19 protein-coding genes are annotated in these 16,339 nt (G+C 69.8%); 11 read left to right on the top strand and 8 right to left on the bottom strand.

All coding sequences use genetic code 11. The features are described from left to right. The first annotated feature begins 24 nt into the window (after positions 1–24). The 6 genes from NQ152_RS17200 (at position 25) to abc-f (ending at position 6,723) form a co-directional block, all read left to right on the top strand. Entirely contained in the window at positions 25–969 is a 945-nt protein-coding gene (locus NQ152_RS17200) for a siderophore-interacting protein (RefSeq protein ID WP_257522743.1), read from the top strand. After that, positions 966–1,976, top strand: coding sequence for an iron ABC transporter permease (locus NQ152_RS01300; RefSeq protein ID WP_257522742.1), 1,011 nt, complete (start codon positions 966–968; stop codon positions 1,974–1,976). Before NQ152_RS17200 ends, NQ152_RS01300 begins: the two co-directional genes overlap by 4 nt. Further along, positions 1,973–2,992: an iron ABC transporter permease gene (locus tag NQ152_RS01295; RefSeq protein ID WP_257522741.1), complete on the top strand. Its 1,020-nt coding sequence runs from the start codon at positions 1,973–1,975 to the stop codon at positions 2,990–2,992. Before NQ152_RS01300 ends, NQ152_RS01295 begins: the two co-directional genes overlap by 4 nt. Then, positions 2,989–3,810, top strand: coding sequence for an ABC transporter ATP-binding protein (locus tag NQ152_RS01290; protein WP_257522740.1), 822 nt, complete (start codon positions 2,989–2,991; stop codon positions 3,808–3,810). The genes NQ152_RS01295 and NQ152_RS01290 overlap by 4 nt, the downstream gene beginning before the upstream one ends. Positions 3,811–3,833: 23 nt before the next feature. Then, positions 3,834–4,877: an ABC transporter substrate-binding protein gene (locus NQ152_RS01285; RefSeq protein ID WP_257522739.1), complete on the top strand. Its 1,044-nt coding sequence runs from the start codon at positions 3,834–3,836 to the stop codon at positions 4,875–4,877. Between the two features lie 247 nt (positions 4,878–5,124). Further along, entirely contained in the window at positions 5,125–6,723 is a 1,599-nt protein-coding gene (gene abc-f, locus NQ152_RS01280) for a ribosomal protection-like ABC-F family protein (protein ID WP_257522738.1), read from the top strand. Here abc-f and NQ152_RS01275 read toward each other — a convergent pair. From NQ152_RS01275 to NQ152_RS01265, 3 genes are read right to left on the bottom strand one after another with little or no spacing between them, the layout of a single operon-like run. After that, positions 6,707–7,543 (bottom strand): SURF1 family protein, encoded by an 837-nt coding sequence (locus tag NQ152_RS01275; protein ID WP_257522737.1) that lies wholly within the window; start codon positions 7,541–7,543, stop codon positions 6,707–6,709. The two genes, abc-f and NQ152_RS01275, sit on opposite strands and share 17 nt — an antisense overlap. Continuing rightward, complete coding sequence (locus tag NQ152_RS01270; RefSeq protein ID WP_308209084.1) at positions 7,540–7,782, bottom strand: hypothetical protein; 243 nt, start codon at positions 7,780–7,782, stop codon at positions 7,540–7,542. The genes NQ152_RS01275 and NQ152_RS01270 overlap by 4 nt, the downstream gene beginning before the upstream one ends. After that, on the bottom strand, positions 7,779–8,066 hold the full coding sequence (locus tag NQ152_RS01265) for a DUF3099 domain-containing protein (protein WP_374113544.1): 288 nt from the start codon (positions 8,064–8,066) through the stop codon (positions 7,779–7,781). Before NQ152_RS01265 ends, NQ152_RS01270 begins: the two co-directional genes overlap by 4 nt. A gap of 185 nt (positions 8,067–8,251) precedes the next feature. On the opposite strand from NQ152_RS01265, the gene fabG reads away from it, so the two are divergent. Continuing rightward, positions 8,252–8,959 (top strand): 3-oxoacyl-ACP reductase FabG, encoded by a 708-nt coding sequence (gene fabG / locus NQ152_RS01260; protein WP_257502519.1) that lies wholly within the window; start codon positions 8,252–8,254, stop codon positions 8,957–8,959. 10 nt (positions 8,960–8,969) lie between these two features. On the opposite strand, the gene NQ152_RS01255 is transcribed toward fabG, so the two are convergent. The 3 genes from NQ152_RS01255 to NQ152_RS01245 are packed head-to-tail and all read right to left on the bottom strand — an operon-like array spanning position 8,970 to position 11,644. Continuing rightward, positions 8,970–9,674: an alpha/beta fold hydrolase gene (locus NQ152_RS01255; RefSeq protein WP_257522735.1), complete on the bottom strand. Its 705-nt coding sequence runs from the start codon at positions 9,672–9,674 to the stop codon at positions 8,970–8,972. 40 nt (positions 9,675–9,714) lie between these two features. After that, on the bottom strand, positions 9,715–10,356 hold the full coding sequence (gene serB, locus NQ152_RS01250) for a phosphoserine phosphatase SerB (protein WP_257522734.1): 642 nt from the start codon (positions 10,354–10,356) through the stop codon (positions 9,715–9,717). A 43-nt stretch (positions 10,357–10,399) separates the two neighbouring features. Next, entirely contained in the window at positions 10,400–11,644 is a 1,245-nt protein-coding gene (locus NQ152_RS01245) for a glucose-1-phosphate adenylyltransferase (RefSeq protein WP_257502522.1), read from the bottom strand. 46 nt (positions 11,645–11,690) lie between these two features. Here NQ152_RS01245 and glgA point away from each other — a divergent pair, with 46 nt between their 5' ends. From glgA to NQ152_RS01230, 3 genes are all read left to right on the top strand, one after another. Next, positions 11,691–12,884, top strand: a complete 1,194-nt coding sequence (glgA, locus tag NQ152_RS01240) for a glycogen synthase (protein WP_257522733.1) — start codon at positions 11,691–11,693, stop codon at positions 12,882–12,884. Positions 12,885–12,893: 9 nt separating this feature from the next. Then, on the top strand, positions 12,894–13,709 hold the full coding sequence (locus NQ152_RS01235; RefSeq protein ID WP_257522732.1) for an ABC transporter ATP-binding protein: 816 nt from the start codon (positions 12,894–12,896) through the stop codon (positions 13,707–13,709). A gap of 87 nt (positions 13,710–13,796) precedes the next feature. Then, a complete protein-coding gene (locus NQ152_RS01230; protein ID WP_257502525.1) occupies positions 13,797–14,054 on the top strand; it encodes a type B 50S ribosomal protein L31 in 258 nt (85 codons plus the stop codon). Positions 14,055–14,108: 54 nt separating this feature from the next. Here NQ152_RS01230 and NQ152_RS01225 read toward each other — a convergent pair whose 3' ends face one another. Further along, positions 14,109–14,846 carry an exonuclease domain-containing protein gene (locus tag NQ152_RS01225; protein WP_257522731.1) on the bottom strand — a complete coding sequence of 246 codons (738 nt, stop codon included), beginning with the start codon at positions 14,844–14,846 and terminating at the stop codon, positions 14,109–14,111. A gap of 68 nt (positions 14,847–14,914) precedes the next feature. Here NQ152_RS01225 and NQ152_RS01220 point away from each other — a divergent pair, with 68 nt between their 5' ends. Continuing rightward, positions 14,915–15,814 carry an alpha/beta fold hydrolase gene (locus NQ152_RS01220; protein WP_257522730.1) on the top strand — a complete coding sequence of 300 codons (900 nt, stop codon included), beginning with the start codon at positions 14,915–14,917 and terminating at the stop codon, positions 15,812–15,814. Here the strand turns inward: NQ152_RS01220 and NQ152_RS01215 are convergent. Beyond that, positions 15,774–16,328 carry a CGNR zinc finger domain-containing protein gene (locus NQ152_RS01215; protein ID WP_257502528.1) on the bottom strand — a complete coding sequence of 185 codons (555 nt, stop codon included), beginning with the start codon at positions 16,326–16,328 and terminating at the stop codon, positions 15,774–15,776. The genes NQ152_RS01220 and NQ152_RS01215 overlap by 41 nt on opposite strands. Positions 16,329–16,339 lie beyond the last annotated feature (11 nt).

Here is a 16,339-nt window from a genome sequence, read left to right as displayed (position 1 = left end):
GAATGGTAAGGCTACCCTAACTGAGTGAGCTCATCCGTTGCCGTCGGCACGCGCCCCTCGTACCGCCCCTATGCCGCGACCGTGGCTGACGTGCACCGGCTTTCGCCGCACTTCGTCCGCGTCGTGTTCACCGGTCCGGACTTCGGCGTCTTCGGCACCGCGGGCCTGGACCAGCGCGTCAAGCTGATCCTGCCGCTGGCGGACGGCACTCTGAGCGACATCGGCCAGCACGACGAGGCTGTGATCGACGCCGGCGACTGGTACACGATGTGGCGGGAGCTGCCCGGTGACGCTCGCGGACCATTGCGTACGTACACGGTGCGGCGCATCGACCCCGGTCTGCGCGAACTGACGGTGGATTTCGTGGTGCATCACGATGCCGGACCCGCCGGCGCATGGGCCGAGCGGGCTGCCCGCGGCCAGCAGGTCGTGATCGTGGGACCCGACCAGCGCAGCGAGGGGTTCCGCCTCGGACTGGACTGGCACCCCGGCACCGCCCGCCGCATCATGCTCGCCGGTGACGAGACGGCGGCGCCGGCGATCTGCTCCATCCTGGAGTCCCTCGACGAGTCGTACGACGTGGACGCGTTCATCGAGGTGCCCGCTGCGGCCGATCGTCAGTCGCTGGATGTTCCCGCCGGATTCCGGGTGACGTGGCTCGAGCGCGATGACCGGGGACACGGGGACGCGGTCACCGAGGCGGTCACCGCATGGAGTGCCTCGGCGGGCGACGTGCTGGCCAAGGCGGCGGCGCCGCGACGGCAGGAACTGGCTGACATCGACGTCGACCGCGACCTGCTGTGGGACAGTCCGGAGGACTCCGAGGGGGAGTTCTACGCGTGGATCGCGGGGGAGGCGGCGATGGTCAAGGCGCTGCGCCGTCACCTCGTGCAGGGCTGCGGCGTCGACCGCAAACGTGTCGCGTTCATGGGGTACTGGCGGCTCGGTCAATCCGAGCGACAGGAGTGACCGGCGCCCGCGAGCGTCGCGGGCGGATCGCGCTGCTCGTCACGATCGTGCTCCTGCTGGTCATGGTGGCAGCAAGCCTCATGATCGGGGCACGCGCCGTCGCACCCGCCGTGGTCGTGGATGCCTTGCTGCACCGCGACCTGTCGATCGCCGACCACAGCGTCATCCTCGATCAGCGGGTGCCTCGCACGGTCATCGGGGTGCTGGCTGGAGCCGCACTGGCGCTGGCCGGAACGCTGATGCAGGGACTGACGCGAAATCCCCTCGCCGACCCCGGCCTGCTCGGCATCAACGCGGGCGCGTCCATCGCGGTGCTCGCGGCGATCACGATCTGGGGGATCACCGCCCCGTCGGGCTTCGTATGGTTCGCCTTCGCGGGGGCGGCGGTCGCCTCGGTGCTGGTCGCGCTCATCGGAACACGTGGCCCGGACGGGTCCAGTCCGGCCAAGCTCGCCCTCACCGGCGCCGCCGTGACCGCTGGGCTGACGGCGGTCAGCACCCTGATCCTCACCACCTCCATCACGGCCTTCGACGTGTTCCGCTACTGGCAGGTGGGCGGGCTGACCGTGCGCGGGCTGGACACCGTCGCCGTGGTCGCCGCACCCATCGCGATCGGAGCGATCATCGCGCTCAGCTCCGCGCGCGGACTGGACCTGATGGCCTTGGGAGAGGAGACCGCGACCGGACTGGGACACAGCGTCGCGCGCACCCGCCTCCTCGGCATCGTCGCCACCGTCCTGCTGTGCGGTGGGGCGACATCGATCGCCGGCCCGATCGTGTTCCTGGGACTGCTCGTTCCACACGCGCTGCGGCCGATCGTCGGCGGGGACTACCGATGGCTGCTGGCCGTCGCCGCGCCCGCCGGCGCGATCGTGCTGCTGGCCGCGGACATCCTGGGTCGCGTGATCGCCCCGCCCGGCGAGATCCAGGCCGGACTCGTGGTCGCCTTCGTCGGCGCTCCCGTCCTCATCTCACTCGTCCTGCGACGCCGGAGCGTGACGCTGTGACCGCGTCCGTCCTTCAGATCCGCGCCCGCGTGCGACGCCGGCGTGGCCTCGTCGTGTCCGCCGCGCTCCTGGCGGTGCTGATCGTGACCGTCGTATCGCTCTCCGTGGGGGACTACGACTTCGCCCCCGCCGATCTGTGGCGCACCCTCTGGGGCGGAGGAGATCGCGTGCAGACCTATGTCGTATTCCAGGTGCGCGCCCCCCGGATGGCGATGGCGCTCCTGGTCGGCGCATCGCTCGGAGCGGCCGGCGCGCTGCTTCAATCGCTGCTGCGAAACCCGCTGGCAAGCCCCGATCTGCTCGGGATCAGCGGTGGCGCCGGTGCGGCGGCGGTGTTCGCCATCCTGATCCTGGGGCTCAGCGGCCCGCTGCTGGCGGTCGCCGCGTTCGGGGGCGGACTGATCGTGGCCGCCTTCCTCCTGCTGGCCGGACAGCGGCGCGCCGACGGCGGCTACCGGCTCATCCTCGCCGGCGTGGGCGTCGCGTTCCTGTGCGTCGCGCTGATGAACTACATGATGGTCCGCGCCAAGGTCGAGCTCGCCCAGTCGGCGCTCATCTGGCTGACCGGCAGCCTCTCCTCGACGCCGTGGTGGAATGTCGCCACCGTGTTCGTCGTGGCGCTGCTGGCAACCCCTGCCGTCATCGCATGCGCCCGCTGGCTTCCGCTCACGCAGATGGGCGCGGCGACCGCCGCATCGCTCGGCGTGCGCACCGCCACGGTCCGCACAGCCGCGGTGCTGACGGCCGTCCTGCTCACTTCGGTGACGTGCGCCTTCGTGGGCCCGATCGCGTTCATCGCTTTGTGCGCACCGGCGATCGCGCGACCTCTGCTGGGTCACGGCGCCGTGGGGATCGGGACGAGCGCCGCGGTCGGCGCCGCACTGCTCGGCGCGGCCGACCTCGTGGCGCAGTTCGCTCTGCCGGGGATGTCGGTGCCGGTGGGCGTCGTGACCGGCGCCATCGGCGCGGTGTTCCTGCTCTGGCTCCTGGCCACGTCGAAAGGACGACAGCTGTGACTCCCGCAGATCCACCTCGCCTGAGCGTACGCGGCCTGGCCGCCGGCTATCCGGGCCGCCGGGTGATCGAGGGCCTCGACCTCGACTTCGCCCCCGGACGGATGACCATGATCATCGGCGCCAACGCATGCGGGAAGTCGACGCTGCTGAGCGTGCTGGCCCGGGTCAATGCGCCCCTCGCGGGCCGCGTCGAGCTGGACGGCACCGACATCACGACGCTGCCCCGCCGTAGCTTCGCCCGCAGCGTCGGCCTCCTGCCCCAGCATCCCACCGCACCCGACGGGCTCACCGTCGCCGAGCTCGTCTCGCGCGGTCGGCATCCGCACCGCGGGGTGTTCCAGCGATGGAGCGCTGCCGACACCGCGCGCGTGGACGACGCCATGGCCAAGACCGGCGTGACCGCGCTGGCCGAGCGGCCCGTCGGCGACTTGTCCGGCGGTCAACGTCAGCGCGTGTGGATCGCCATGGCCCTCGCGCAGGAGCCGCGGATCCTCCTGCTGGACGAGCCCACCACATTCCTGGACCTCAGCCACCAGATCGAGGTCCTCGATCTGCTGCGCACCCTCAACCGCACCGATGGCACGACGATCGTCGTCGTGCTGCACGAGCTGAATCTCGCGGCGCGCTACGCCGATGACCTCGCCGTCATGTCCGACGGACGCGTCGTGGCGCACGGCGCTCCCGCCGATGTCCTCACTCGCGAGGTCGTCGCGCGGGCCTTCGACCTGGACGCCCTCGTCATCCCCGACCCGCTCACCTCAACCCCCCTCGTCATCCCGGTCCCCGGCGGCGCTCACGCCCCCGCGGACCAGGCGTGACGCGACCGAAAGGAAGATCCCGCATGTCCCGATCCCACACCCGCCTGCGCGCGCTCGTCACGCTCACGGTTGCCGGAGGCCTCCTCCTCACCGGCTGCGCCGGCACCACCGGCACCGCCGAACCGGCGTCGACCGAATCCAGCGGTGCCGGCTCGTCGGCCGGCTTCCCGGTCACGTTCGAGCACATCTACGGAGAGACGGTCATCGAATCCGCCCCGGAACGCGTTGCCACCTGGGGCTGGGGCGCGACCGACGCCGTGCTCGCACTGGGCATCGTTCCGGTGGCGATCGCGTCGATGGACTACGGCGGAGGCGAGAACCGCATCACGCCGTGGGTGGAAGAGGCCATCGCGGACCTCGGCGGCGAGGAGCCCGTCATCCTCGACAACGCGACCTACGAGCTGTCGGTCGAGGAGCTGCTGGCGACCGACCCCGATGTCCTGATCGCCTCGTACTCAGGACTGACGCAGGAGGAGTACGACGCGGTCACCGGAGCCGGTGTTCCGGTCGTCGCCCCCGAGGACGCACTGTGGTCCACCCCGTGGCGCGATGTGATCGCGGACACCGGGACAGCGCTGGGGCTGCAGGCCGAGGCCGATCAGCTGCTGGCCGACCTGGACGAGCAGGTCGCGGATGCCGCGGCCGAGCACCCGGAATTCGACGGGACGACCATCGCGTACGCCTCCGACGATGTCGACACGTTCTACCTCTACCTCCCCGCGGACCCGCGGGTGGAGATCCTCGAAGACCTCGGCTTCGTCACCGCCGAGTCCGTGACCGCCCTGGACGAGGGGGAGTCGACGTTCTACACGACGGTGAGCGCAGAGAACCTGGACCAGATCGACGCCGACGTGATCTTCACGCAGGTGGACAGCGAGGACGCGCTGAACACGTTCCTCACCTCGGCGCGCACCACACTGATCCCGGCCGTCGCGGCCGGTGCGGTCGGGGCGATCGTCGGCGAGGAGAACGTCGCGGCGATCTCGCCGACCGCGCTGACCCTGCCGTGGATTCTTCCCCAGATGGTCGAGCAGCTCGCCGCCGCCACGACCACCGCGAAGGGCTGATCGGCTCGAGAACAGGCAAGCCCCGGCCGATCGGCCGGGGCTTGCCTTCAGCTGACGCTTCCGGCGGCAGCGACGAACCCACGATGCAGCCCGGAGGTCAGCGCGAACAGGCGTCGCGAGGTGCCGGCGAGTGCGATCCCTGCACACCGGATCGGAGTTCTCGCCGGGGGAGTCCCGAGCAGCCGGTAGGATAGGAGGCTGGCCGTTCGGCCGCCCTCTCCTCTTCGAAAAGAAACGGACGTCTGCTGTGCTCGCCGTGCACGACCTCGAAATCCGCGTGGGAGCCCGCGTGCTGATGGCGGGCGTCTCCTTCCGCGTCAGCAACGGCGACAAGGTCGGCCTTGTCGGCCGCAACGGCGCAGGCAAGACGACCCTCACCAAGGTGCTGGCCGGCGATCTGCTGCCCGCGGCCGGACGCGTGGACCGCTCCGGTGAGCTGGGGTACCTGTCGCAGGATCCCCGCACCGGTGACCCGGAGATGCTCGCCCGGACCCGCATCCTCGATGCGCGCGGGCTCGGCACGATCGCCCTGGGCATGCACGAAGCGTCGCTTCTGATGGGGGATGAGGACGCGGACGTGTCCGCCAAGGCGATGAAGCGCTACAGCAGCCTCACCGAGAGGTTCGAGGCGCTGGGTGGATACACGGCCGAGGCCGAAGCGGCATCCATCGCGCACAACCTCTCCCTTCCGGACCGCATCCTGGAGCAGCCGCTGGGCACGCTGTCGGGCGGGCAGCGACGCCGGATCGAGCTGGCCCGCATCCTGTTCTCCGACGCGGACTCGATGATCCTGGACGAGCCGACGAACCACCTGGACGCCGACAGCGTCGTGTGGCTGCGCGATTTCCTGAAGAACTACAAGGGCGGGCTGATCGTGATCAGTCACGACGTGGAGCTCGTCGGCGAGACGGTGAACCGGGTGTTCTACCTGGACGCCAACCGCCAGGTCATCGACGTCTACAACATGAACTGGAAGAACTACCTGCGCCAGCGCGTCGCCGACGAGGAACGTCGCAAGAAGGAGCGCGTCAACGTCGAGAAGAAGGCGACGCAGCTGCAGTTGCAGGCGGCGCGGTTCGGCGCGAAGGCATCGAAGGCCGCCGCCGCTCACCAGATGGTCGCGCGCGCGGAGAAGATGCTCTCCGGCCTGGACGAGGTGCGCCAGGTCGAGCGTGTCGCCAAGCTCCGCTTCCCCAAGCCTGCGGCCTGCGGGAAGACGCCGCTGATGGCATCCGGGCTGTCGAAATCGTACGGATCCCTGGAGATCTTCACCGACGTCGACCTCGCGATCGACCGCGGTTCGAAGGTGGTCGTGCTGGGTTTGAACGGCGCGGGAAAGACCACGCTGCTGCGCATCCTCGCCGGCGTCGACAAACCGGACACCGGACAGCTCGAGCCCGGCCACGGGCTGAAGATCGGCTATTACGCGCAGGAGCACGAGAATCTGGACGTGTCCCGCTCCGTCCTGGAGAACATGATGTCGGCCGCTCCGGACATCTCGGCGACCGAGGCGCGCAAGGTGCTCGGTTCCTTCCTGTTCACCGGCGATGACGTGCTCAAGCCCGCCGGCGTGCTCTCCGGCGGCGAGAAGACCCGGCTGTCGCTGGCGACCCTGGTCGTCTCCAGCGCCAACATGCTGCTGCTGGATGAGCCGACCAACAACCTCGATCCCGCTTCACGCGAAGAGATCCTGGGAGCGCTCGCGCACTACGAGGGCGCCGTGGTCCTCGTCTCGCACGACGAGGGCGCGGTTGAGGCACTCAACCCGGAGCGGGTCCTGATCCTGCCGGACGGCGTCGAGGATCTGTGGAACAGGGACTACCAGGAGCTCATCTCACTGGCGTGATCTCTGCCGCGTCCAGGATCGAATCCTCGTCCTGCATGTCCCGATCGCGAGGTCGGCGCTCCTCGGCATCCTCACGCCGGTAGTGCCGCTCGGTGCGGATGATGTAGCCGATGAACACGAAGCCCATCACGGCGAACAGGATCCACTGGATCGCGTATGACAGATGCGGTCCGGGGTCCTCGGAGGGTACTTCCAGCGGGGTGGGCCGCGTCGCCGGTGCCGGATCCTCCGACTCGAGCACTCCGTAGGCGCTCAGCTCGAGGTCCCCGCCGACCGCGGGGTCGATGATCTCGGCCGCGGCGGGGGGATGGATGGTGGGCAGCTGCCCCTCCGGGGCGGAGCGTCCGGACGTGGGCAGCTGCTCGGCGGGCCGCATTCGGACGATGACCGTGACCTCGCCCTCGGGCGCCGCCGGAATCTCATCGGGGAGTGGCTGGGTCTCGCCGGGGCGTACCCAGCCGCGGTTCACGAGGAGCACCCGTCCGTCGGTCAGACGGAACGGCACCAGCACCTCGAACGCGGCGGTGCCGCCGTGCGGCCGGTTGCGGACCAGCAGCTGATCCTCGACGGCGTACCGGCCCTCCAGCAGCACCGGTCGCCATTCGTCCGGCGCCTGCAGCTCCCCACCCGGCGGGATGATCTCGGCGAGGGGCACCGGGGCGTCGTCGTAGTTCTGCTCGACCAGCGCCAGCTGCTGCGCACGGTCGGCGTTGCGTGTGAACTGCCAGTTCGCCAGGAAGGCGCACGCCAGCGCGAAGACGATCGCGACGGCGACGTATGCGGTCCACCTGACCGCGGCGGGCGCGCTTGCCCGGCTCACCGCGGACCTCCCGCGCCCGCCGGGTCCAGCGGTCGGACCTGGACCGGGAACTCGCGCGCGGCCAGGTAGTCCCGCAGATAGTCGCGGTGCTCGTCGCACGCCACCCACACCTTTCGACGATCGATCGCATGGATCTTCGGGTTGCGCCATTCCACCCGCCAGCGGGCGGCGGCGCGGCATCCGGCGCGTGAGCAGTCCGAGGCGGGCACGTCGGCGCGCGGCTCCGGCGGGCCGCTCACGCCTGGCCGTCCGAGCTGTCCCGGGGGCGCTCCACCGCGCGGGTCTCCTCGATGCGCAGGACGGGTGCATCCTGGCCGGGGACGAAGGGAACCGATGGGGTGGCCGGCAGCGCACGTTCCGGGTTCTCCGCCCCGGTGCGGCGCACGTTCGCGCCGACGTTGGCGAGCACCACCGCGATGTAGGGCAGCACGATCGCCGCGCCGCCGAGGACCCACGTGTACCAGCCGTACGGCGTGATCACGACCATCAGGATGAAGCAGGCGATGCGGATGCCCATCAGCACCAGATACCGGGACGAACGCCGAGACTCGTCGTCGCGCGGTGCGCGCGGCAGCGACGTCGCAGATTGGGGCCTCGACGAACTCTTCACGGTCCTCCAAGAATACGCCGGGATGGGAGGCGCGGCGGTCGATCAGGGCACGGTTAGGCTGGCCGAGTCCATCGCGTCCAGCCCCCGGGAGAGCTTGCATGTCCGATCGCGTCGTTCTTGTCACAGGAGGCAATCGCGGCATCGGCCGCGCCATCGCCGAGCGCTTCGTCGCGGAGGGCTATCGGGTCGCTGTCACGGCGCGCTCCGGTGACGGTCCGATGGGCACCCTCACGGTCCGTGCGGACGTGACCGATGCCGCCGCCGTCGACGCCGCGTTCACCCAGATCGAGGCGCAGCTCGGGCCGGTGGAGATCGTCGTCGCGAACGCGGGGATCACCAAGGACACCCTCCTGCTGCGCATGACCGAGGAGGACTTCGACAGCGTCATCGCCACGAACCTGGGCGGAGCCTTCCGTGTCGTCAAGCGGGCGTCCAAGGGGATGCTGCGCGCCAAGTGGGGACGCGTCATCCTCATCTCCAGCGTGGTGGGGCTGTACGGGTCGGCGGGCCAGATCAACTACGCCGCCTCCAAGAGCGCGCTGGTCGGCTTCGCCCGCTCCCTGACCAGGGAACTGGGCAGCCGCGGGATCACCGCCAATGTCGTGGCACCGGGCTTCATCGAGACCGACATGACGGCATCGCTGCCCGATGAGACCCAGGCCGAGTACAAGCGCAGCATCCCCGCCGGTCGGTTCGCCACCCCTGACGAGGTCGCCGGGGTGGTGACCTGGATCGCCTCCGACGACGCGGCGTACATCTCCGGCGCGGTCATCCCGGTCGACGGCGGACTGGGCATGGGCCACTGAGGGCGAGAGCTCAGGCCCCCGCGTCCGGCACCGCGGTGAGAATGGCCGCAGCCAGACGGTCCGGCATCGAGAACTGCGGCCAGTGCCCCGAACCCAGTTCCATGATCTCCAGTTCGTCCAGCGCGGTCAGCTCGGCGGCCCACGCGGGTCCCGCTGCCATGTAGCCGCGGATCTCCTCCTCCGTCATCGCGCCGGTCAGCATGGTCGTCGGCACTCGCCGACGGCGTTCGTCGCGCAGCGACAGGGGGTCGCTGGGGACCCGCGCGGGGACCGACAGCATCCGCTCAGCGAGCGACGCGCGCACGCGTGCGTCCAGGTCGGCCACCTCGGCCTGCTCGAAGGTGTCCCAGCCCGGGAACGGCACCACTCCCGCCACCACCGGGAAATCCCAGATGGAGCTTCCCTCCCCGGGCGGGAAGGTGTCCACGTAGACGATCCGCGCCACCTTCTCCGGGCGGGCATCGGCGGCGCCGTACACGACGTTGCCGCCGCCGCTGTGCCCGACCAGCATCACCTTGCCGGGTGCGCGGTCGATCTCGTCCACGACGGCCGAGATCCAGTCCGCGATGCCGATCTCGGACGACTGCTCTGCGGGTTCTCCGACGCCGGGCATGGTCAGCGGGTGCACCCTATGGCCGGCCTGCTCGAGCGCGGGAGTCACCTCGTCCCACGAGGATGCATCGAGCCACAGACCGGGAACCAGGATGATGTGCATGCAGGGATGCTAACCAGCGCCGCCGACATCGTGCTGGGCGTCACGGCAGGACGGGGATCACTTCTCGCAGGTCCACGCGCTCGATGACCAGATCCGCCTGCGCACGGACGGCCGGCTTGGCGTTGAAGGCCAGTCCGAGTCCCGCCGCGGCCATCATGCGCAGGTCGTTGGCGCCGTCGCCGATGGCGATCGTCCGTGTCAAAGGGATGCCCGCTTCCGCCGCCCACTCGCGCAGCGCGGCGGCCTTGGCCTCGGCATCCACGATCTCGCCGTCCACGAATCCGGACAGCCCGCCATCCACCACACTCAGGCGATTGGCCCGCCAGAGGTCCACGCCGAGAGCGGGCGCGACCGTGTCGAGGATCTCGTGGAAGCCGCCGGAGACCACACCGACCCGGCCGCCGCGCTGGTGCGCGGCGGCGATCAGCTCCCGCACGCCCGGCGTGGGCTGGATCCGCGCCCGCACGTGAGCGAACGCGGTGACCGGAACGCCGGCCAGTGCGCGCACGCGCGAGCGGAGGCTGGAGGCGAAGTCGACATCTCCGCGCATGGCCGCTTCGGTGGCCGCGGCGACCTCGGCGCCGCGGCCCGCCTCGTCGGCGAGGAGTTCGATCACCTCGTTGCGGATGAGCGTCGAGTCGGCGTCGAGCAGGAGCAGGAAGCGGGTCTTCGGCGCAGGCATCCCTCCACGCTAGCGCCGCGGAATGCCGACGCCCGCCACCGGGCTAGGCGTCGACGTGGATGCCCTTGCCGACCACGGTGATGCCGGTGTCGGTGATCGTGAAGCCCCGATGGGCATCGCGCTCCCGGTCCACCCCCACCGTCGCACCGTCGGCCAGCACCACGTTCTTGTCCAGGATCGCGCGGTGGATGCGGGCGCCCTGACCCACGCGGACGTGGTCGAACAGGACGGAGTCGGTGATCGTCGAGCCCCCGGCGGCGAGCGTCCACGGGCCCACGACACTGCGTTCCAGATGCGTGCCGGACAGCACAGAGCCCAGTGAGACGATCGAGTCGATCGCGTTGCCGATGCGGCCCACCGAGTCGCGGACGAACTTCGCCGGCGGCGAGTTGACGGTCTGCGAGTGAATCGGCCACTGCGTGTTGTACAGGTTGAAGATCGGCAGCGTCGAGATGAGATCCATGTGTGCGTCGAAGAACGACTCGATGGTCCCCACGTCACGCCAGTAGTCCCGATCCCGATCGGTGGAGCCGGGCACGTCGTTCAGCTTCATGTCGTACACGCCCGACTCGCCGCGCGCGACGAAGTAGGGGATGATGTCGCCGCCCATGTCGTGATTGGAGGTCGGCACCTCGCCGTCGGCCTCGACTGCCTCGATCAGCGCGTCGGTGTCGAAGATGTAGTTGCCCATCGAGGCGAGGACCTCGTTGGGCGCGTCGGCCAGTCCCGTGGCGTCCTGCGGCTTCTCCAGGAATTGCCGGATCTTCGTCGGGTCGGACGGCTCGACATCGATCACACCGAACTGGTCGGCCATCGACAGGGGTTGGCGGATGCCGGCGACGGTGGCCCGCGCACCCGATGCGATGTGCGAATCGAGCATCTGGCGGAAGTCCATGCGGTAGACGTGATCGGCGCCGATCACGACCACGATGTCGGGCCTCTCGTCGTTGATCAGGTTCAGGCTCTGCAGGATGGCGTCGGCCGAGCCGGAGAACCACCGCTTGCCCAGGCGCTGCTGGGCCGGCACCGAGGTGACGTAGGAATCCAGCAGCGGCGACATCCGCCAGGTCTGGGAGATGTGCCGGTCGAGGCTGTGCGACTTGTACTGGGTGAGCACGACGAGCTGCCCCAGACCGGAGTTGATCAGGTTCGATATCGCGAAATCGATGAGCCGATACTGCCCGCCGAAGGGCACGGCCGGCTTGGCGCGGTCCGCGGTGAGGGGCATCAGGCGCTTTCCCTCGCCGCCCGCGAGGATGATCCCGAAAACCTTGGGCGCTGCATGCATGGCACCACCCTATGCCGCTCTTCCGCCCGCGTACTAGCGTGTTGACATGCGAGTCGACATCATCACCAGGGAGTATCCGCCAGAGGTCTACGGCGGGGCGGGGGTGCACGTCACCGAGCTCGTGAAGGCGCTGCGCGAGCGCATCGACGTGCAGGTGCGCGCGTTCGGCGCCCCCCGTCACGAAGAGGGAACCACCTCGTACGGTGTGCCCGCGGAACTGTCCACCGCGAACGGCGCGATCCAGACGCTCGGCACCGATCTGGAGATCGTCACGGATGTCGCCGGCGCCGACGTCGTGCACAGCCACACCTGGTACGCCAACTTCGCCGGCCATCTCGCCGCACTGCTGCACGGCATCCCGCACATCGTCACGGCGCACAGCCTGGAGCCGCTGCGCCCGTGGAAGGCCGAGCAGCTCGGCGGCGGCTACGCGGTGTCCAGCTACATCGAGAAGACGGCATACGAGGGCGCCGCGGCGATCGTCGCGGTCAGCGACGGCATGCGCAACGACATCCTGCGCAGCTATCCCACGCTCAATCCCGCCAAAGTCCGGGTGATCTACAACGGGATCGACGTCGATGCCTGGCATCCGGTCCAGGACCCCACTCTGCTGGCCGAGCTCGGGATCGATCCGGCCAAGCCGTCCGTCGTGTTCGTGGGACGGATCACCCGGCAGAAGGGGCTGCCGTACCTTCTGCGCGCCGCCGAGCAGCTGCCGCCGGAGGTGCAGCTGGTGCTGTGCGCGGGTGCGCCCGACACGCCGCAGATCATGGCAGAGGTCCAGGAGCTCGTCCGCGGACTGCAGGAGAGCAGGAGCGGGGTGGTCTGGATCGACCGTCTGCTGCCGCGGCACGAGCTGTGCGCGGTGCTCACCGCGGCCACCACGTTCGTGTGCCCGTCGATCTACGAGCCGCTCGGGATCGTGAACCTGGAGGCGATGGCGTGCGGTGCGGCCGTGGTCGGAACGGCGACCGGCGGCATCCCCGAGGTCGTCCGCGACGGTGTCACGGGTCGGCTGGTGCCGATCGAGCAGGTCCAGGACGGGACCGGAACCCCGCTGCACCCCGACCAGTACGTCGATGACCTGGCGCGCGTGCTGATCGAAGTCGTCTCGGATCCGCAGCGTGCGGCCGCCTACGGCGCCGCCGGGCGCGAGCGGGCGGCGAACGATTTCAGCTGGGCATCGATCGCCGATGCCACGACCGCGCTCTACGCGGAGGTCAGCGGCAACCGCCGATAGGCTAAGGGCATGCCGCAGGTGCTCGAGTTCTCCGATGTCGTCGTACGCCGAAGCTCCCGGGACATCGTGGACCACCTGGACTGGTCCGTCGAAGACGCCCAGCGGTGGGTGATCCTCGGACCCAACGGCGCAGGCAAGACGACCCTGCTGCAGCTGGCGGACACGCTGCTGCATCCCACCTCCGGTCGGGTGCGGATCCTCGGCGAGCAGCTCGGCCGCACCGACGTGTTCGAGCTGCGCCCCCGCATCGGATTCGCTTCCACCGCGATGGCCAAGCGCCTCCCGGCCGAAGAGACGGTCCTGAACGTCGTGCTCACCGCCGCGTACTCCGTGCTCGGTCGGTGGAACGAGGCGTACGAGGACATCGACGAACGCCGGGCCCTGCGCGTTCTTGCCGAGTGGCGGCTGGACGGTCTGGCCGATCGCACGTTCGGCACCCTCTCCGACGGCGAGCAGAAGCGGGTGCAGATCGCCCGCGCCATCATGACCGACCCCGAGCTGCTGCTTCTGGACGAGCCGGCCGCCAGCCTGGACCTGGGTGCGCGCGAGGAGCTGCTGACCCTGCTCAGCGGGTACGCGCAGGCCCCGACGACGCCGGCCATGGTCATGGTCACGCACCATGTCGAGGAGATCCCGATCGGATTCACGCACGTCCTGCTGCTGCGCGAAGGGCGCGCGGTCGCCGCCGGCCCACTGCAGGAGACCCTCACCGCCGAAGCGCTCACCGAGGCGTTCGGCATCCCGATCACCCTCACCGTCGACGGCGGCAGGTACGCCGCACGCGCCGCCGGACAGCCCGATTCCGTCTCGGCGCCCGGAGCCTGATAGAATCGGTCCTTGGTGCACTCGCACCGCAGACTTTCCTCGGTTCCTGCGCACGTCGAAGGAACGCAACATCCTCAAGGACTCCGCATGAAGACTGACATCCACCCCGACTACCAGGCCGTCGTGTTCCGCGACCTCGGCTCGGGCGAGACGTTCCTGACCCGTTCGACGGTCACCTCCGACAAGAAGATCGAGCTCGACGGCGTCGAGTACCCGGTCATCGACGTCGAGATCTCGTCGGCATCGCACCCGTTCTACACGGGCAAGCAGCGCATCATGGACTCGGCCGGTCGCGTCGAGAAGTTCAACCAGCGCTTCAAGAACTTCGGCGGTTCCGGCAACTAGTCGGCAGACCGCACGCGAAAGGCCCCGCCTCGGCGGGGCCTTTCGCGTGCGACGTCAGCGCACCGGCCAGCGCCCGTCCACCCGGTCGTCCGGGTCTAGCCGACCGCTGCGGATGAAGTAGTCGGTCAGACTCGCCGCCTGGGAGCGCGCCCACGCGATCTGAGCCGTGTGCAGTTCTTCGGCCCGCGCCGGCAGCAGCCCGGCGAAGCGGGCAGCGAGTGCCTGCGCGATCCGCCCGGCCGCGACGGCGTCGGCGGCGGCCTCGTGAGCGTCGTCCAATCGGACCGCGTAATGCGCGGCGACCACGGCGAGCGTGCGCTTTCCGCGCCGATACCTGTCGTAGGCCTTGTCGATGATGAGCGGGTCGATCACGGGTGCGGGACTGCGCAGCGGCGTGACGCCGTGCCGGAGCGCCTCGGAGGCCAGCAGCGAGAAGTCGAACGCGGCGTTGTACGCGACGATGGGGATCTCGGCATCCAGCAGGGAGCGCAGCGTGTCGGTGACCTGCTCGACCACGTCGCACGCCGGCGCGCCGACCTCGCGCGCGTGCTCGGTCGAGATGCCGTGCACGGCGGTCGCGGCGGCGGGGATGTCCACGCCGGGGTCGGCGAGCCAGTTCCGCGCCAGGATCACGGAGCCGTTCGCATCGAGCAGCCCGACGTGGGCGCTGACGATACGATCCTCGGACACATCCACACCCGTGGTCTCCAGATCGAAGACGCCGATCACCCGCGTCCATGGCGGGGTCGTGCCGTGCGGCGACGCGGCATCCGCTTCGTGCGTTCGGTCCATGCCCACAACGGTATGCGTCGCCTCCGACATCAGCGCGGACCCCGCGGCGGGGCTCGTAGAATCGGAGCATGCCCGTCCCCAATCCGTACGCGACGCTCCTGGACGCCCTTCCCGTCGAGCGCCGGCACGCCGAAGTCCTCGGCGGCACCACCGCGTACTGGATCTACGGGCCGGCCGACGCAGACACCACGATCGTGGCGGTCCACGGATTCCGCGGCGAACACCACGGGCTTGAGCCGGTCGTGGCGCACCTGGACGGCGTGCGGGTCATCTCACCCGACCTCCCCGGGTTCGGCGAGACGCCGCCTCTGCCGGGCAGGCGACACGACCTGTCCACGTACGCCGACTGGCTGCGCGAGTTCGTCCTCGCCGTGGCGCCGGGAGCGGTCATCCTCGGGCACTCGTTCGGATCGATCGTGGTGTCCGCGGCGGTCGCCGGCGGCATGCCGACGCCGCGCGTGATCCTGGTGAACCCCATCGGCGCGCCCGCGCTGGAAGGACCGCGTGGCGTGCTGACCCGCCTTGCGGTGTTCTACTACTGGGCCGGCGCGCGTCTGCCCAAGCCACTGGGCGACGCTCTGCTGCGCAACGCCGTGATCGTCCGCGTCATGAGCGTGTCGATGGCCAAGACGCGCGACCCCGGGCTGCGCCGCTTCATCCACGACCAGCACGACAGGTACTTCTCGCGCTTCGCCGACCGCGACGCGCTGCACGACGCCTTCCTGGCTTCCGTCTCGCACGACGTGCGGCAGTTCGCGCCGGCGATCGCCCAGCCCACGCTCCTGGTCGCCGCACAGCGCGACGACATCACCCCGATCGAGGCGGAGCGGCACCTGGCGACGCTCTTCGCCGACGCCGAACTCGTCGAGATCGCGGACGTCGGGCATCTGGTGCACTACGAGACGCCGGCGGCCGCGGCCGCCGCGATCAGGAGCTTTCTCTCGCCTTCCGCTCCCGGTACGCGTTGACGTTCATCCGGTTGCCGCAGTTTCCGGTGTCGCAGTAGCGCTTGGAGCCGTTGCGCGAGTAGTCGATGTACACCGAGTCGCAGTCGTCCGCGGAGCACACGCGGACCCGGTCGTACTCGTCCGAGCGGATGACATCGACGAACGCCATCGCCGCCTCCACCAGGATCCGCGTCGCCAGCGGGGCATCGTCCGAGGTGGCGTGGATGTGCCAGTCGTAGTCGTCGTGGATGACCAGGCGCGGCAGCGCGCGGCCGTCGCGCAGCATCTCGTTCACCAGCGGCACGGCGCCGTCACGGTCCACGTCCCACAGCCGCCGGAGGCGGGATCGGATGCCGCGGACGGCCGAGAGCTCCGCCTCGTCGCGGGCGATCGCGCCGGTGTACGGGTTCAGCGCGAGGTACGCCTCGAAGTCCTGCAGGGTGCGCAGCGTGTCCTCACCGTCGTACCCCGGGAGTGTGTTCACCAGCTGGACGGCCGCCCTGAGCGACTGCTCGGTGTCACGAATGAACACCATATTGACTCCTG

This window comes from Microbacterium sp. zg.B48, assembly GCF_024623505.1.
GTDB lineage: Bacteria > Actinomycetota > Actinomycetes > Actinomycetales > Microbacteriaceae > Microbacterium.
This window is presented reverse-complemented; position numbering and strand designations above follow the sequence as displayed.

Excerpts from the sequence above, each read along its gene's own strand:
- glgA (WP_257522733.1), top strand. The coding sequence starts at position 11,691 with ATGCGAGTCGACATCATCACCAGGGAGTATCCGCCAGAGGTCTACGGC.
- NQ152_RS01255 (WP_257522735.1), bottom strand. The coding sequence starts at position 9,674 with ATGCACATCATCCTGGTTCCCGGTCTGTGGCTCGATGCATCCTCGTGG.
- NQ152_RS01245 (WP_257502522.1), bottom strand. The coding sequence starts at position 11,644 with ATGCATGCAGCGCCCAAGGTTTTCGGGATCATCCTCGCGGGCGGCGAG.
- fabG (WP_257502519.1), top strand. The coding sequence starts at position 8,252 with ATGTCCGATCGCGTCGTTCTTGTCACAGGAGGCAATCGCGGCATCGGC.
- NQ152_RS01285 (WP_257522739.1), top strand. The coding sequence starts at position 3,834 with ATGTCCCGATCCCACACCCGCCTGCGCGCGCTCGTCACGCTCACGGTT.
- NQ152_RS01230 (WP_257502525.1), top strand. The coding sequence starts at position 13,797 with ATGAAGACTGACATCCACCCCGACTACCAGGCCGTCGTGTTCCGCGAC.
- NQ152_RS01225 (WP_257522731.1), bottom strand. The coding sequence starts at position 14,846 with ATGGACCGAACGCACGAAGCGGATGCCGCGTCGCCGCACGGCACGACC.
- NQ152_RS01235 (WP_257522732.1), top strand. The coding sequence starts at position 12,894 with ATGCCGCAGGTGCTCGAGTTCTCCGATGTCGTCGTACGCCGAAGCTCC.
- NQ152_RS01220 (WP_257522730.1), top strand. The coding sequence starts at position 14,915 with ATGCCCGTCCCCAATCCGTACGCGACGCTCCTGGACGCCCTTCCCGTC.
- serB (WP_257522734.1), bottom strand. The coding sequence starts at position 10,356 with ATGCCTGCGCCGAAGACCCGCTTCCTGCTCCTGCTCGACGCCGACTCG.
- NQ152_RS01215 (WP_257502528.1), bottom strand. The coding sequence starts at position 16,328 with ATGGTGTTCATTCGTGACACCGAGCAGTCGCTCAGGGCGGCCGTCCAG.